Source organism: Campylobacter sp. RKI_CA19_01128 (genome assembly GCF_025771175.1).
In the GTDB taxonomy this organism is placed as follows: domain Bacteria; phylum Campylobacterota; class Campylobacteria; order Campylobacterales; family Campylobacteraceae; genus Campylobacter_D.
In genome coordinates, this window is record NZ_JAKMPU010000002.1 from 183804 (window position 1) to 199434 (window position 15631).

Genomic DNA, 15631 nt, shown 5'->3' on the forward strand with positions numbered 1-15631 from the left:
GCCTTGTTGCTTCTAGTTTAATCAATATATTTTTTACAATCTTCCTTAAAATAATTTCTATCAAATCTTGCAAAATTATCATTATTTGGCACTTTATAACATTCACTGAAATTTTTAGCCTTAAGAATTTTGATATAAAAACTAGGAATGGCTATGTTGTTTTTAATGCGTTTTGGCTTATCATCATAAAGTACTAAATTTAAGACTTCTAATTCTTTATTTTTCTTTGCTAAATATCTTTCTCTTTGTTCGATTTCATTCCAAATTTCTGCATTAATATCTTTTTTTTGCGGAGTTATGTTGCTCATTAAAAAAGTGCTAAGTTGAGCTTGTGGGGTTGCATTCATGGATTGATTTGGTACAACATGCCCTCTTGTATAACCACTTCTTAGATAATCCTCCCAATAAGTTCTGTATTTTTTAGGTATATTTGTATCTTCTTGAAATCTTGGGCGTTTTTTGATGTGTCCTTGATTTAAAATTTTAGCTTCTAATTTATAAGCAATAGCCTTAGTGCCTTTATAATTATAATCATAACAATTAATATAATAATATTTATCCATCAACAAAGAGCAGTCTTTAAAATAAGTTTTAAAGCTAGGATGTAATTCATATTGAGTATAAGCAAAAGAGCTTAAAGCTAAGGCACAAAGTGTTAAAACTTTTTTCATGCTAAAAGCTTTCTTACCATTTCATTAAGTCTTTTACCATCAACGCTTGCACCAAAAATTACTTTAGCTTCTTTCATCAAAATACCTTGTTCTTTTAAAGAGTTAATTTGTAATTTTTCTATAAGTTTTTTTAGCTCACTTTCTAATTTCTCATTGCTAAGTTGTTTTGGTAAATAAGCACTTAAAATAGCTACTTCTTGGAGTTCTTTTTGTGCTAAATCTTCTCTAGAGCCTTTAGAAAAAGCCAAAGCTGCTTCATTTCGTTTTTTAATCTCGCTTGCAATGATTTTATATATTCTTTCATCATTAAGTGTGATTCTTTCATCAACTTCTATTTGTTTAAAGCTAGCATTAAGCGTTCTTAAAGTGTTTCTTTTAAAATCATCTTTATTACGCATAGCTTCTTTAATATCTTCTAAAATTTGATCTTTTAAACTCATTTTTTCTCCTTTAAAATTTGATATTTTTAAAATGTGCTATACACACACCTTCTCTAACACCATCATCAATCACAATGAGCTTTTGCTTATTAAATAAAGCAAAAAGTATCATTGAGCCTGCTATGAGGTATTTTTTTCTATTTTCTCCAAGATAAATTTTAGCTTTTTCTTGTTCTAAATTCCAAATTTTTAAAGCAAAATCAAAAAAATCTTTGCGTTTGAGTATTTTACCATTTACACTTTCTTCTAAGTAATCTTTGTATTTTATGTTTTGTTTATAAGCACAAAGTGTGGTGGGTACTCCTGAATTTAGTATGAAAAAATTTCCTTTTAATTTTATATCTTTACTAAGATTAAAAGCTTTTAGGGCAAGTTGTTTTAAATGTGCAGGGTAGGGGCTTAGATGAATTTTTAATTTTTCATCTTTAATACGTGCAAGATTTTGCGGGTATTTTTTAAAAAATCTTACATAAGCACTTGATTTTATAGCTTTAAAATGCATTCTTTCATAAAAACTAATGATTCCAAAATCATAACTTTTGCTAAACTTTTCATTTGAAATTTCACAAGAAGCACCACCCAAATCACAATAGTTTAAGTCTTTTCTAAAAAGCTTAAGAGCTTTAAGACGCTCTTGCATACCTAAAATGCTTAGTTTTGCTTCTGTTTTTGCATCGATTAATTTTACATCAAGTTTAAATTCTTTTTGAATTTTTTCAAAAATAAACTCAGTATTTTTTGCTTTTCTAAAAGCAGCTGTGGCGACTGCTTTGGCTTGACTTAAGTCATAATTTTTTTCTTTTAAGATTTTCAAAGCGCTAAAAATTCTTTCTATGGCTTCATCACTAATGGTGTCATTTTGCATATTTTTAGCTGTACCTATGATAAATTCTTCGCTTTTTAATTTATTAAAATTCTCATCCATTAAAACAGCTCTTAATGTATTTGAACCCATATCAATACCTAGCACTAGCTCTCCTTAAAAAATTTAAAGTATAATAGCAAAAAACTTATAAGGAAAACTTATGCTTTTAGGGGTTAATATCGATCATATAGCAGTTTTAAGAGAAGCTAGAAAAGTAAATGATCCTGATTTGCTTGAGGCTGCTTTTTTGAGTGCAAATTTAGCTGATCAAATCACTATCCATGTAAGAGAAGATCGTCGCCATGCTAATGAGTTTGATTTAGAAAATATCTTAAAATATTGCAAATGTGTAGTGAATTTAGAATGCTCTATTGATATGATAGAATATGCTTTAAAATACAAACCCTCACGCGTTACTTTAGTGCCTGAAAAAAGACAAGAACTTACGACAGAAGGTGGTTTAAATTTAGATAATGAAAAACTACAAGAAGCTATTAATGTTTTAAAGCAAGAGCAAATCGAAGTTTCTTTATTTATTGATCCAAATTTAGAAGATATTAAAAAATCATCTTCTTTAAATGCTGATTTTATAGAGCTTCATACAGGCTTGTATGCTAATATTTATAATGCACTATATACTAATATCAATCAAACTTCTTATGCATTGCCTGAATTAATTTTAAGTAAAAATGAACTCAAAAAGCTTTTGGAAAATGAACTCCAAAGATTAAAACAAAGTGCGAGTTTGGCTAAGGGTTTAAATTTAAGAGTGGCAGCTGGACATGGGCTTAATTATAAAAATGTAAAAAATATTGTAGATATTTTAGAGATAGAAGAGTTAAATATAGGCCAAAGTATAGTAGCAAGATCGGTTTTTGTAGGCTTAGAAAAAGCTATATTGCAAATGAAAGCTTTGATTAAAAGATGAAAAAAATTGCTATTAGCATAGGGGATTTAAATGGCATAGGTATGCAAATTTTATTAGCTTGTCATGATGAGCTAGTAAAAATTTGCGAGCCTTATTATTTTGTGCATTATGAATTATTTCAAAAAGCAAATAAACTTTTGAAAATAAATCCTAAATCTAAAATCAATTTAGTTGAAATTTCTAATGCTTCAAAACCACAATTTGCTTTTAAAGAAGAAAAAGAAAATTTTTTAATTTATGAGTTTTCATATCAAGCTAGTAAAATTATTGATTTTGATTTTGAGTTAAATCCTGCGAATTTAGACGCTAAAAGTGGGGTTTATTCTTTTTTAAGTTTTGAAGGAGCTAGTTATTGCACGCATTTATTTTTAGATGCTTTGGTAACTTTACCGATTAATAAAAAGACTTGGCAAATGGGGGGAGTGAGTTATAAAGGTCATACTGAGGCACTAAGAGATTTTTTCAAACAAGATGCTATTATGATGTTAGGGTGTGATGAGCTTTTTGTGGCTTTATATACTGAGCATATGGCTTTAAGAGATGTTTATAAAAAGATTAAGGCTTTTAAACTTGCACAATTTTTAATTAATTTTTATCAATGCACTTTATTTGAAAAAATTGGAGTTTTAAGTTTTAACCCTCATGCAAGTGATAATGGTGTAATAGGTGGAGAAGAAGAGCAGGAAATAAAAAAAGCTATAAGAATGGCAAATGTATTTTTAAAAGATTACGCGTTGAATTTACAAAATTTAGAAAATGAAGATTTTTTAAGTCAAAAAGAAAATGAACTTTCTTATAAGGAAAATATTTATTTAAGTGAGCCTTTAGTGGCTGATAGTGCTTTTACTCCTTTTGCGTTAAGTAAATGCAAGTATTTGGTGAGTATGTATCATGATGTAGGCTTAGCACCTTTAAAGGCTTTGTATTTTGAAAAAAGTATTAATGTGAGTTTAAATTTACCTATAATTCGTACTAGCGTTGATCATGGTACAGCTTATGATAGGGCTTATAAAAACGAAAAAATTAATTTACAAAGTTATATGCAAGCAGTGAAATCTGCTTTGCAATTTTTAAAGATCAAAGAAAAAACTAAGTAAAAGTTACTAAAATTAATTCATTAAAATAAATTCTTAAGGAGAATACTTGAGTAAAGATAATGCTATTGCATTTTTTATTTTTATTGTGAGTGTTTTATACTTTTTTGTTTGGGGATATAATTATATTCCTAATAATTCCATGATATTATTTATCCTTGCTAGTGTATTTGGTATTTTCATGGCCTTTAATGTCGGTGGTAATGATGTTGCAAATTCATTTGGTACTAGCGTAGGCGCTAAAACAGTTACTATAAAACAAGCTTTGATTATTGCAGCGGTATTTGAATTAAGCGGGGCTGTGTTTGCAGGAGGAGAAGTAACAAATACTATAAGAAGTGGTATAGTGGTTTTACCTGATGGAATTAATCCTATGGTGTTTGTATGTGTAATGCTCTCAGCTTTGTTAAGTTCAGGAATTTGGCTTTTTGTAGCGACTAAAAAAGGACTTCCAGTTTCTACCACTCATAGTATTATAGGAGGTATTGTAGGTTCAAGTATTGCTATGGGCTTTGTATTTTTTGATCAAGATCAAGCATTATCTATGGTAAATTGGAATGGTATTTATAAAATAGCTATGAGTTGGGTTATTTCGCCTTTGCTCGGTGGGCTTGTGGCGTATTTAATTTATGCTTATATTTATAAAAAAATCTTAAAGCCATCAGAAGAAATAACTCTTGTGGTAAAAGAAATTAAAAAAGAAAAAAAAGCTTTTAAAGAAGAATATTTTAAAAATTTAAAAAACAAAAGCCAAGAAGAGCAAATCAAAGAACTTAGTGCTATTGTTTTAGATGATGATGAAAAAAGAAGTGAATATAAGTTAAAAATCAAAGAATTAAAAGAAAAAGAAAAAAACATAGATGTTTTCTCAAGAATGAAATTTCACGTTCCTTTAATAGCAGGTGTAGGTGCATTGACTATTGCTTCTATGTTTTTATTTAAGGGTTTAAATAATGTTTCTACTTTAGATGTAATGCAAAATTTATGGATAGTTTCGATTATTTCTATTTTTGCTTATATTGTTACTTTAGCAGTCGTGAGGTTGATGAAAAAAACTCAGGTTAATAAGACCATAGAAAAGATTTTTTCGTGGTTTCAAATTTTTACTGCTTCAAGTTTTGCTTTTTCACATGGAGCTAATGATATAGCTAACGCTCTTGGGCCATTTGCTGCTATTTTAGATGTACTTAAAAATAACACCATTAATCCTAGCTCGCCAGTGCCATTTGCTGTGATGCTTATGTTTGGTATAGCTTTGGTTATTGGACTTTGGTTTTTGGGTAAAGAAGTTATTCAAACTGTGGGTTCAAAACTTGCTGAAATTAAACCAACAACAGGCTTTAGTGCTGAACTTGGTGCAAGTATCGTTATACTTTTAGCTACCCAACTTGGAATTCCAGTTAGCTCAACCCATATCTTAATCGGTGCAATTTTAGGTATAGGGGTATTTAATAAAGATGCTAAATGGGCTATGATGAAACCTATTGGTTTAGCATGGGTGATTACTTTACCAGTTGCTGGAATTCTTTCAAGTATTATTTTTATTATCTTTGTAAATACAATCTTATGAGTTTAAACTCATAAGATGTTTTTTAGCTTCATCTAAATTAGAACTATTGATAAAATAATCAATTTTTGAAGGTTTTTTATATACTTTATCATAATATTCAAAAAGCATTTTTACACAAAGTTCTAAATTGTTTTCTTCATAATTTTGACAAAGTCTTAGTTTAAAATCCTTGCTAATATAAGGTGATATTTTTTCAACACATTGATAAAATACTTTTTTATCCATTGGAGTATAGTTTTTTAAAACTCTTTGAATGCGTAAATTCATATCACACTCACACCAAATTTTCTTAGCTTTTTGCATGCTATTGTATAAATTTAGCGGGATAGTTAAATTTCCAATTTGTCTACTTTCAGCTTCTATAAAACAAGTTTTATAAGTATAATCTTTTAAAAAATAAAACAATTCATCTTCAAAGGCTTTTTGGCTTGGTTGTTCTCCATAAATTTTACCAAAACTAGATCCTTGGTGGTTGGCTAGTTTTTCTAAATTTAAAGCATTATCTAAAGTTTGGATTAAATCACTTTTACCACTTGCTGTATTACCACAAAGACATAAAAACTCAATATTTAAATCTTTTCTAAAAAACTCACTCACATAACTTCTATAGGCTTTGTATCCACCTTCTAATCTTACAACCCTATAACCAAGTTCAGCTAAGATTAAAGCAATAGCTTTTGATCTTTTACCGCCTCTTGCACAATAAATTCCCACTAAAGAGCCTATTTTATAATTTTGATAAATTTTATTAATATGCTCACTCATATTTTTGCAAATATAACTTACACCTTTTGCTTTAGCTAAGCCTTTGTTTTTCTTATAAAGCGTGCCTATTTCTTCAAATTCATTATCATTGAGTGCGTAGTAATTTTGCGCAGATTTTATATGAGCAAGTTTGTATTCTTTAGGGCTTCTTGCATCAATTAAAAGATCAAAATTAAATTTTAAAAAATTTTCAAAATCAACTTCTTTATACATAGTCTTTAAAAGCTTTGCATAAGGTGGTATAAACTTTTTCTAAATCACTCCCGCAAACTCTAGTTTGTCCTATGGTAGTGATAAAATTTGTATCGCCTTGCCATCTTGGGATTAAATGATAATGACAATGTGGTGCTATGCCAGCTCCTGCTGCGCTGCCTAAATTCATACCTATATTAACACCTTTAGCGTGAAAGTTTTCTTTTAAAATTTTAACTCCAATACGCACAAAATGGCTAATTTCTAGCCATGTATCATTACTTAAATCTTCTATATTTTCTAAATGCTCATAAGGGATAATCATAAAATGACCCGGACTATAAGGGTATTTATTCATAATGCCAAAGCATTCTTTAGCTCTAAAAATCACCCCAAGTTTTTCATCTTCATTAAGTTCATGCTTACAATGACAAAAAGGGCAAAAATTTTTATCTTTATTGTTAAAATAAACATCCCTCCAAGGTGCGTATAAATACTCCATCAACTCTCCTTTATGCAAGCATGTAGATTTTTAATATTTTTACTTATAAGAGCTTTATTTTTTGGTATCAAAGGTAATAGCTTTTCATCTTCTAATAAAAAAATTCTAGCTCCTGCTAAAATAGCATTATTAAGGTCATTTTTGCTTTCAAGATAAAAAATGGCCTCTAAACCAAGATGTATTGCAAAATTATAAAGTTTTTTTAGTTGCATAGTTTTTAGCATTTTAGGAAATACAATAAATGCATCAGCCCCATATACTAAGCTTTCTAAAATTTGATATTCATCAAAAATAAAATCAAATTGCACAATAGGTTTTTCATGATAGCGTCTAAAAAGACTTAAATTTTGTATGTCTTGATTAAGCAAAGGGCTTGTTGGTAAGATGATGGCATCAAAATTTTCATGATTAAAATTTAAATCTTTAGAATATAAAAAATGTGAAAGTTTTCCTTCAAGTAAAAGTGTATAAATATCTTTAGGATAAAAGGCATTAGAAGCTAGACTTCTACCTAACATATCATAAGGAAAAATTTCTTTTTTACTTTCAAGAATTTTTTGTGTTTTTGAAAAATGATTTTTTAAATCTATTGTTTTAAACATTTTTCGATGGCCTTTAAATGCTCTTTGCTTTCATCTGAGCTTGAAAATTCTTTATCATGCAGTGTTTTTTGCAAAATTTCATAAGCCTTTTTGTAATCTTTAAGTTTATAATACCCCCAAGCTAAAGAGTCTAGATAGTAAAGATTTTGTGGTTCTTGTTCAAGCGCCCAGCCTACTAGCTCTATACCTTTGGCTATATCAATATCATATTCAATCAAGGCATAGCCATAGTAGTTTTGATATAAAGCATCACTGCGCACATCTACGCTTTGTTCAAATTTTTTCATGATAGAGGCTAGAATTTTTGGATCCGTGACTTTTTTACTTTTAGGATCCATATGAATTTCAAATTCTAAAACCCCTGCCATAGAAAGATATTTTTTATCTTTACTAAGTTCATAATGTTTTAAAGCTATTTCATAGGCCTTTTTATAATCTTTTGTTTGTGTGTATAAGAAAATTTTGGTATCAGGATCTATGTTATATTTTTGGGTTAAATTTAGAGCCTGAGTATAATTTTTTTCTTGTACTAGTAATTCTATCATAGCGTAGATGTATTTAATATCATTGTTGAGTTTATATAGCTTTTCAAGGGTTTGGATACTTGCTTTGTGATCTTTTTGCTCTTGATAAATTTTTAAAAGTAGGGTGCATGTTTTAAGGGTGCATTGTGAACTTTTTACAAATTCTTCTAAGGCCTTTTTAGCTTGGTTGATATTTTTATTTTTGATATTAATTTCAACTATTTTAAGTAATAAATTTTCATGCTCAAAAAGCTTATAAGCAAGATTGTATTGCTCTAAAGCTTTAGTATATAAAGCTTTTTTAGCAAAAATATCGCCTAATATTTCATAATTTCTATAATCTTGTTCTTCTTTAATGAGTTTATAAAGTATAGCTTCAGCTTGTTTATAATCTCCTATTTCAAAAAAATATAAAGCATTTAATCTTGCAATAGCTGTGTGTTCTAAAAAGTCTTTAGAAGCTTTTAAAAGCTCATCTTTTTGTTTTAAATTGGCACTTAAGGCTAAAAGTAAAGCCTTTTGCAAATAAATACTTTCATTATTTTCATGAAATAAATTTGTATAAATATCACATGCTTTTTGAAATTGTCCATGCTCTTCATAAATAAGTGCTTGTAGGATTTTATCTTCACCTTTGGCTAAAGCAAGGCTTGTTAGGATAAAAACTATAATTAGTGAAAGCAAACCCCTATACATTCTTTTTTTAACTCCTCTTTGTGTGTTTTAAAATACTCCCAAAATGGAAAAGTTCTGCATTGTTTTGGTCTATGCTTGTAAATTAAACATTTTTTATACATTGTATCAAAAAAAATACAACGATAGCCATTTTCATACTTTGCTTCTTTAAAGCTATATTTAAATCCAACTTTGATGAGGTATTGTTCTTTAAAGGCTTCAAAGTTTAAATTTAAAAAACTAGCAATAGCTTCTAGTTCTTCTTTGCTAGCATAGATATACCCACTTTCTCCAGTGCAACACTTCCCACCACATTTTTCACAAGCACTTTCATCAAAAGAATAATCAAAACCTTTTTCACACATCATAGCTTATAGTTCCTGTATTTTTATAAATTTCACTAATTTTTGGATTTAAAACATCATTTTCATACATAAAAAGTGTAGGCATTATAGCGCATGGACTTTTGCTATTTTTTTTAATATGCATTAAAACAAGTCTTGCGTTAGTTTGTGCATTAGTATGAACACATTGAAGTGAAACTAGTTTTAATTTAAAATGTTTTAAATAAGCACAAATTTCATCTAAAAAACTTGCCTCATAACACATAAAAAAACTACCATTTGGTTTGATTAAAGTATTTATTTTAGCAAACATTTTCTCAAGTGGCATAAAATCTTGATATCTTGATATACATAAATGCAAATCTTGGCTTTTTTGTGTATTTTTTTTATAAAATGGAGGATTAGAGATCAAAAAATCAAATTTTATGTCACTTTTATAGTTTAAAAAGTCTTCACAAATGCCTTGAATTTCAAGTTTATTTTCTTTAGCATTTTTATAACTTAGCTTGATATTTTGCTCTTGGATATCTAGTAGATAAACATTTGAATTTGGAAATTTTTGCTTTATCAAAAGTCCTAAAATTCCACAACCACATCCTATATCAAGGATATTTCCTTTTAAATTATTTTTAGATAAAAAGTCAAAAAGCAAAAGGCTATCATTATTATAACGATAGCCTTTTGAGTATTGAAAGAGTTTTAGCATTTATAAAGATGATCGCAGATTTTAAATGAATCATTTAAACCCACTACAATAGAAGCTCCATTTTTACTCGCTATATCACCTGCTACAAATAATCCTTTTACATTGCTTTCTTTATTTTCATCAAAGCTTGGCACGCCTTTTTCATCAACATCTATAGAGCATTTTTGTAAGAAATCAAGTGGAGTTGAACCCCCAATAGCATAAATAATACGATCATAAATTTCATTTGTGTCATTAGTGAAATTTACTTTAGCTTTACCACTTTCATCTTCAATACTAGTTATATCTATGCCAAGTTTTGCTTTTACACTACCTTGTTCAAAAGCTTTTTGAATATCTTCTAGATTAATATCGTTTAATCTTGAGAAAGTTTCTCTTCTATAGCAAAGCGTCACATCGTTATTTTTAGCTAAATCTATAGCGTATTCTGCTGCTGAATTTCCACCACCTACAACTAAGATTTTTTCACCTTGGCTTGCTGAATTTGCATTAAAATTGATGATTTTTGTTAAAGTTATAGGTAGAGTATAGCTTGGTTTATTTGGTTTGCCCATTCTACCTATGGCAATAACTGCATTTTTGCAAATATAATTTTCATTTGCAGTGCTAACGATGAAATTTTCTCCATCTTTTTTAACACTTTCAACTTCACTAGAAAGCTTTACTTCAAGATTATGCTCTTTGATAGCATTTTGGAAAGTTTCTATCGTGCTTTCTCTAGTTCCATCTTCAAAATTTATATGCCCGTGATTTGTACTATCGCAACCTTTATATGCTTTGTCTACCCTTTTGCCTTCTTTATAAAATTTTACTAGGGTTTGACAAATCGCATCAGCTTTTTCTAAAACAATAACTTCTTTATTTTTTATTTTAGCTTCTATTCCTGCTGCAATACCTGCAGGGCCAGCGCCAATAACTACCATATCAAAAATTTTCATTATTTCCCTTTTTTAGTATTTTAATGTGTAAATGTATCAAAAAAATGATAATGAAATATAAAAAATCAAAAATATTTTAGTAAAATCCATTAATAAAATTCGAAAAAGGCCTACCTTATGTATAAGATAAATAAATTAGAAAATTCTATTACAAAATTACCAGAAAAAAGTTTTAAAGATTTGAAATTTACAGAAAGAAATAATTTACAAGAATGGATAGCAAAAAATCCTAGTTGCTTGGGTGAGGATTTGCTTATTATACAGAAAGAATTTCAAGACTTTGATGGCACTAATGAAAGATTGGATTTATTAGCTTTGGATAAAGGAGGTAATTTAGTAATCATAGAAAATAAACGAGATGATAGTGGAAAAGATGTAACTTGGCAAGCACTTAAATACGCTTCTTATTGTTCTACTTTTAGTAAGAGTGATATTGAAAAAATTTACCAACAGTATTTAGAAAATGAAAACTACAAGAAAAAATTATGCGATTTTTTTGGCGTTGATGAGGAAAATTATGATGATATAAGAATAGAAAATCAGCATCAGCGCATTATTTTAGTGGCAGCAAATTTTAGAAAAGAAGTAACTTCAGCTGTTTTGTGGCTTATTAATCAAGGCTTGTCTATACAATGTTTTAAAGTTACACCTTATGAATTTAGCCAAGAGTATTTTTTAAATGTAGAACAAATAATACCTATAAAAGAAGCACAAGAATACATCATAAAACTAGCAAAAAAAGAACAAGAGCAAAACTTAATCAATAGTTCTCAAAAACAAAGACACAATATAAGATTTAAATTTTGGAGTAAATTGTTAAATAAAATTAAAGAAGAAAAATTTGAACTATTTTCTAATACTAAACCATCAAAAGACAATTGGATTAATACAGGAAGTGGAGCAGGATTTTGCCATTATGCTTTTGTTTTTAATAAAGATTGTGCTAGAGTTGAGCTTTATATAGATAGTAAAGATAAAGAAAAAAACGAATGTATTTTTGATGGTTTTTTAGAATATAAAGAAAAAATAGAAAATCAATTTGGAAAAACATTGATTTGGGAAAGATTGGAAGAAAAAAGAGCTTGTAGAATAAAATATGAAAAAGAATTTGACTCTTATGATGAAGAAAATTGGGATAAGATTATAGAATTTATGATACAAAATATGCAAAAATTAGAAAAAAGCATGAAAGAAATCATTCGTAAGATTAATTTAGAATTAAAATAAGCCAAAGGCTTATTTTAATGAGTTTGCAAGATTTTAGCTAAATCTTTAGCGCCTTTTAAATCCACTTTGCCAGAACCTAAAAGCGGAATTTGTTCTACTTTAAAATATTTACTTGGTTTAAAAATAGCAGGCATAGTAGAATTTTTAATCACTTCGCAAATTCCATCAAAGTCTTGCTCTTGACATTCTACTAATAAGCATACCATTTCACCTTTTTTATCATCATCTAGTGCAACTGCGCAAAATTTTACTACATCTGTATTGATAAATTTAGCAATTTCTTCTTCTAAAGCTCCTAAAGATATCATCTCGCCACCAATTTTTGCAAAACGAGAATAACGATCTACTATATATAAAAAGCCATCCTCATCTACATGGCCTTTATCGCCGGTATTGTACCAACGTATACCATCGATTTCTTTGATAACTTCATCGGTTTTTTCTTTATTGTTTAAATAACCCACCATAACCTGATGGCCACCAATGAGTATTAATCCATCTTCTCCATGATTTAAACTTTCATAAGTAGATGGATCTACTATGCGTATAGCACTTCCTGGTAAAGGCATACCTACACTACCTTCTTTATTTGCACGATGTAAAATCCAATAATCAGGATCAAATTTATTTGGTAAATTCACACTTGCAACCGGAGTGGTTTCAGTAGCTCCATAACCTTCAAAAATAGGTTTTTTAAATTTCATTTCAAAGGCAGTTCTTACTTCGCTTTTGAGTTTTTCAGCACCTGAGACGATAATCCTTAAGCTTTCAAACATAATCGCATCAAGTTTTTTATTTCTTGCATAAATACCTAGAAAAGTTGAAGTAGCACACATAATGCTAACATTATTTTTTACTATAGCTTTTGCTACACCTAGTGCATCTGTTGGATCAGCATGTGTTATGCTTTTAATCCCTTCTAATAAAGGCATAAAAGTAGTTACAGTTAATCCAAAAGCATGAAAAGGCGGTAAAGAAGATAAGACAACATCTTCATTTTTTGCACATAATACATCTGAAATTTGAGCTATATTGCTTAAAATATTACGATTATTTAGCATTACTCCTTTTGGTGTTCCCTCGCTACCACTACTAAATAATATAGCAGCTATGGCAAGGTTTTGTTTATTAGGTGCAAATAATGCTTTTATTAAACAAGTAGGTAAGATACTTACTAAAGCAAGCATAGAAAAGATTTTGAGTTTTTGTTTTTTAAAGCTTGCGATAATATCTTCCATAAAAATGATTCTAACATGCTCTTCAAATTCTAGTTTTATACCTTTATTTTCTAATTTTTCCATAAATTTTCTAGAAGTATAAATTTGTTGAATTTGAGAGCTTTGAATGGCTTGATTAATTGCTTTTACACCTGCTGTGAAGTTTAAATTTACTACGATTTTATTTGCAAGCAATACAGCTAGATTGCAAAGAGAACTAGCCATAGAAGCAGGGAGTAAAATTCCCACACATTCTTCTTTTGGAGCATAGCTTCCTTGGGTAGGTTGTATATTTAGCTCATGCGATATATTTTTTATGAAAGAGCTAAAAACTAAACTTAAAGCAAGCATTTTTCTATAGGTAATACCACCTATTAAAGGATCAACAATAGCTATTTGACTTAAATTTCTTTTAGCGCTATCTATCCAAGCTCTGGCTATAGTATGCATACTTTCACATTGAGATTTCCAAGCAATAAAAGAAAGTTCAAAAACTTTTGTTTTAACCACTTCTTTTTTAGTGTGTATTGGTAAGCTTTTTCCAAAAGCAATAGCGATTTTTCTTTTGCTTATTTTGCGGTTTCTTGCTGAAAATTCTTCATCACTTCTTGAAAAAGCACTTCCCCAAAGTCCTCTAATATAAAAAGGCAAAATCACTCCATCTTGTTCTTCTAATTTTGAGCAAACTAACTCAAATCCACCTTTAAATTCATTAAGCTGTCCATGGCGTGAAAGTACTCCTTCTGGGAAAAGACAAACTAAATTTCCATTTTTAATATGCATAGCAATAAGCTCTAAGCTTGATTTGCTAGAAGCACTTGAAACAGGAATAACTCCAAATTTATCAAGAAAAATTTTAATATACCACTTAGAATAAATGCTTTTTTCCATAACAAAATAAATTTTTCTTGGTATAGCCATTTGTACAATAGCCCAATCTATAAAAGATATATGATTACCAAGCAATAATGCTCCACCTTTTTCAGGAATATTTTCAAAACCTTCTACTAATAAACGATAGCGTTGAAAAAACGCTATGCTCATTAATAAACGCACCAAAGAAAAAGGCAATTTACTTAGCACATAAATGCTTCCAAAAAATGCCACAGCGATGATAAAATAAAACAAATTTATCACTTCAAATTTAGCATATGCAGCAAAAGTAGCTAGTGCTAAAAAGCCTAACATAAAAATATTTTGTATAAAATTATTACCCGCTAAGACTTTTCCTAGTTCATTTTCTTTTGCATGAAATTGTATGAGAGAATTTAAAGGTATGATAAAAAATGCCCCGCTTAAACCAAAAATAAAAAACACCACACTATAGCTTAGTAGGTTTTCTAAAAATGGCATTAAAATGCTCATTAGAAAAACTCCTAAAGCACCTAGTGGTATAAGACCTAATTCGATATAATTTTTAGAAAACTTACCACTAATAAGCGATCCTATAATCACTCCTATACCGGAAAAAGCTAAAGAGCATTGTACATAAAAGGTATTTTCTATGAAAAGATCATTTTTTGTATATACAGGAAAACTCACTAAATAAAGTTGTGATATGGCCCAAAAAAGTGAAATTCCTACAATGCAAAGCCAAATGATTTTATGAGAAAATATTGTTTTTAAATTAGAGGCTAAAAGCTTTCCTTGGAAATATTGTTTTTTATCAAAGCTTAAATTTTTATCTTCTTCTTTTAAGCTAGGAAGCTTATAAGCTAAAAAAAGTTCTAATAAAGCAAAAGCTATTAATACAAAACCCAAAGGCGCAATTTGTGTTAAAATATCCGAAGGAGTGTTAAAATTTGGATCAAAAAGCATTTCAAAGCTTAGAGAAAATACCGCCATACCCGCTAAAATAGCCACAATGCTTACTGCATTTACAGCTCCATTTCCCATAGCTAAAAGCTCTTTTCCTACTAATTCTTTTATAAAACCATATTTTGCAGGAGAGTATAAGGCAGATTGTACTCCCATGATAAAAGTCATTATAAAAGCAAGCCAAAATGCTCCAAGATAATAACACAAACAAATAATACAAGTTAATATTACTGAAAATAATGCAGATATTTTCATGATTTTATTTTTAGGAAATTTATCTGCTAAAAATCCAGAAGGTGAAAGCATAAGGATAAAAGGTAAAAGCATCAAAGCATTAACAATAGCAGTTAGAAAAAGTTGGGTGCTATCTTCATAAAATTTATAGATAGTGTTTTGTATAATGATTTTGTGTCCTAAATCCACAAAAGCGTTAATAAAAGCTACTGCTAAAAATGGCAATACGCCAAAAATCTTTAAGAAATTTCCTTGCATTTAAAACTCCATTTTATTTTAAAAATATTATTTTATTATATAAAATTTAAATGGAGTTTTG

The 15631-nt window shown here is 28.9% G+C and carries 15 protein-coding genes; 4 read left to right on the forward strand and 11 right to left on the reverse strand.

Translation table 11 applies throughout. The features are described from left to right. Positions 1-17: 17 nt before the first annotated feature. The 3 genes from L8U98_RS02620 to L8U98_RS02630 are packed head-to-tail and all read right to left on the reverse strand — an operon-like array spanning position 18 to position 2081. A complete protein-coding gene (locus L8U98_RS02620) occupies positions 18-671 on the reverse strand; it encodes a DNA/RNA non-specific endonuclease (protein WP_263724840.1) in 654 nt (217 codons plus the stop codon). Then, positions 668-1111 carry a GatB/YqeY domain-containing protein gene (locus tag L8U98_RS02625; protein ID WP_263724841.1) on the reverse strand — a complete coding sequence of 148 codons (444 nt, stop codon included), beginning with the start codon at positions 1109-1111 and terminating at the stop codon, positions 668-670. Before L8U98_RS02625 ends, L8U98_RS02620 begins: the two co-directional genes overlap by 4 nt. 10 nt (positions 1112-1121) lie before the next feature. Continuing rightward, complete coding sequence (locus tag L8U98_RS02630; RefSeq protein WP_263724842.1) at positions 1122-2081, reverse strand: Ppx/GppA family phosphatase; 960 nt, start codon at positions 2079-2081, stop codon at positions 1122-1124. Positions 2082-2136: 55 nt separating this feature from the next. Between L8U98_RS02630 and L8U98_RS02635 the strand changes: the two genes are divergently transcribed. Genes L8U98_RS02635 through L8U98_RS02645 form a run of 3 tightly spaced genes read left to right on the forward strand, consistent with a single transcriptional unit; the run spans position 2137 to position 5568 of the window. Next, on the forward strand, positions 2137-2904 hold the full coding sequence (locus L8U98_RS02635; RefSeq protein ID WP_263724843.1) for a pyridoxine 5'-phosphate synthase: 768 nt from the start codon (positions 2137-2139) through the stop codon (positions 2902-2904). Next, entirely contained in the window at positions 2901-4001 is a 1101-nt protein-coding gene (gene pdxA / locus L8U98_RS02640; RefSeq protein WP_263724844.1) for a 4-hydroxythreonine-4-phosphate dehydrogenase, read from the forward strand. Before L8U98_RS02635 ends, pdxA begins: the two co-directional genes overlap by 4 nt. 46 nt (positions 4002-4047) lie before the next feature. Further along, positions 4048-5568, forward strand: coding sequence for an inorganic phosphate transporter (locus L8U98_RS02645; RefSeq protein ID WP_263724845.1), 1521 nt, complete (start codon positions 4048-4050; stop codon positions 5566-5568). Here the strand turns inward: L8U98_RS02645 and mnmH are convergent. From mnmH to L8U98_RS02680, 7 genes are read right to left on the reverse strand one after another with little or no spacing between them, the layout of a single operon-like run. Then, positions 5563-6546, reverse strand: a complete 984-nt coding sequence (mnmH, locus tag L8U98_RS02650; RefSeq protein ID WP_263724846.1) for a tRNA 2-selenouridine(34) synthase MnmH — start codon at positions 6544-6546, stop codon at positions 5563-5565. The genes L8U98_RS02645 and mnmH overlap by 6 nt on opposite strands. Continuing rightward, a complete protein-coding gene (locus tag L8U98_RS02655; protein ID WP_087700651.1) occupies positions 6539-7027 on the reverse strand; it encodes an HIT family protein in 489 nt (162 codons plus the stop codon). Before L8U98_RS02655 ends, mnmH begins: the two co-directional genes overlap by 8 nt. Further along, entirely contained in the window at positions 7027-7629 is a 603-nt protein-coding gene (locus L8U98_RS02660; RefSeq protein WP_214124829.1) for an indole-3-glycerol-phosphate synthase TrpC, read from the reverse strand. Before L8U98_RS02660 ends, L8U98_RS02655 begins: the two co-directional genes overlap by 1 nt. Then, complete coding sequence (locus L8U98_RS02665) at positions 7614-8849, reverse strand: ATP-dependent nuclease subunit B (protein WP_263724847.1); 1236 nt, start codon at positions 8847-8849, stop codon at positions 7614-7616. The genes L8U98_RS02660 and L8U98_RS02665 overlap by 16 nt, the downstream gene beginning before the upstream one ends. Continuing rightward, a complete protein-coding gene (locus L8U98_RS02670) occupies positions 8825-9196 on the reverse strand; it encodes a YkgJ family cysteine cluster protein (RefSeq protein WP_263674548.1) in 372 nt (123 codons plus the stop codon). Before L8U98_RS02670 ends, L8U98_RS02665 begins: the two co-directional genes overlap by 25 nt. After that, positions 9186-9878 (reverse strand): tRNA1(Val) (adenine(37)-N6)-methyltransferase, encoded by a 693-nt coding sequence (locus L8U98_RS02675; RefSeq protein WP_263702052.1) that lies wholly within the window; start codon positions 9876-9878, stop codon positions 9186-9188. Before L8U98_RS02675 ends, L8U98_RS02670 begins: the two co-directional genes overlap by 11 nt. Beyond that, entirely contained in the window at positions 9872-10816 is a 945-nt protein-coding gene (locus L8U98_RS02680; RefSeq protein WP_263724848.1) for an NAD(P)-binding domain-containing protein, read from the reverse strand. Before L8U98_RS02680 ends, L8U98_RS02675 begins: the two co-directional genes overlap by 7 nt. A gap of 117 nt (positions 10817-10933) precedes the next feature. Here L8U98_RS02680 and L8U98_RS02685 point away from each other — a divergent pair, with 117 nt between their 5' ends. Then, positions 10934-12043 (forward strand): DUF4268 domain-containing protein, encoded by a 1110-nt coding sequence (locus tag L8U98_RS02685; RefSeq protein ID WP_263724849.1) that lies wholly within the window; start codon positions 10934-10936, stop codon positions 12041-12043. Positions 12044-12057: 14 nt separating this feature from the next. Here the strand turns inward: L8U98_RS02685 and L8U98_RS02690 are convergent, their stop codons facing one another. Next, entirely contained in the window at positions 12058-15570 is a 3513-nt protein-coding gene (locus tag L8U98_RS02690) for an acyl-[ACP]--phospholipid O-acyltransferase (RefSeq protein WP_263724850.1), read from the reverse strand. Positions 15571-15631 lie beyond the last annotated feature (61 nt).

Bases quoted from the DNA above. Each gene is read 5' to 3' on its own strand.
- L8U98_RS02620 (WP_263724840.1), bottom strand. From the start codon at position 671: ATGAAAAAAGTTTTAACACTTTGTGCCTTAGCTTTAAGCTCTTTTGCT.
- L8U98_RS02625 (WP_263724841.1), bottom strand. From the start codon at position 1,111: ATGAGTTTAAAAGATCAAATTTTAGAAGATATTAAAGAAGCTATGCGT.
- L8U98_RS02635 (WP_263724843.1), top strand. From the start codon at position 2,137: ATGCTTTTAGGGGTTAATATCGATCATATAGCAGTTTTAAGAGAAGCT.
- pdxA (WP_263724844.1), top strand. From the start codon at position 2,901: ATGAAAAAAATTGCTATTAGCATAGGGGATTTAAATGGCATAGGTATG.
- mnmH (WP_263724846.1), bottom strand. From the start codon at position 6,546: ATGTATAAAGAAGTTGATTTTGAAAATTTTTTAAAATTTAATTTTGAT.
- L8U98_RS02655 (WP_087700651.1), bottom strand. From the start codon at position 7,027: ATGGAGTATTTATACGCACCTTGGAGGGATGTTTATTTTAACAATAAA.
- L8U98_RS02660 (WP_214124829.1), bottom strand. From the start codon at position 7,629: ATGTTTAAAACAATAGATTTAAAAAATCATTTTTCAAAAACACAAAAA.
- L8U98_RS02665 (WP_263724847.1), bottom strand. From the start codon at position 8,849: ATGTATAGGGGTTTGCTTTCACTAATTATAGTTTTTATCCTAACAAGC.
- L8U98_RS02670 (WP_263674548.1), bottom strand. From the start codon at position 9,196: ATGATGTGTGAAAAAGGTTTTGATTATTCTTTTGATGAAAGTGCTTGT.
- L8U98_RS02675 (WP_263702052.1), bottom strand. From the start codon at position 9,878: ATGCTAAAACTCTTTCAATACTCAAAAGGCTATCGTTATAATAATGAT.
- L8U98_RS02680 (WP_263724848.1), bottom strand. From the start codon at position 10,816: ATGAAAATTTTTGATATGGTAGTTATTGGCGCTGGCCCTGCAGGTATT.
- L8U98_RS02685 (WP_263724849.1), top strand. From the start codon at position 10,934: ATGTATAAGATAAATAAATTAGAAAATTCTATTACAAAATTACCAGAA.
- L8U98_RS02690 (WP_263724850.1), bottom strand. From the start codon at position 15,570: ATGCAAGGAAATTTCTTAAAGATTTTTGGCGTATTGCCATTTTTAGCA.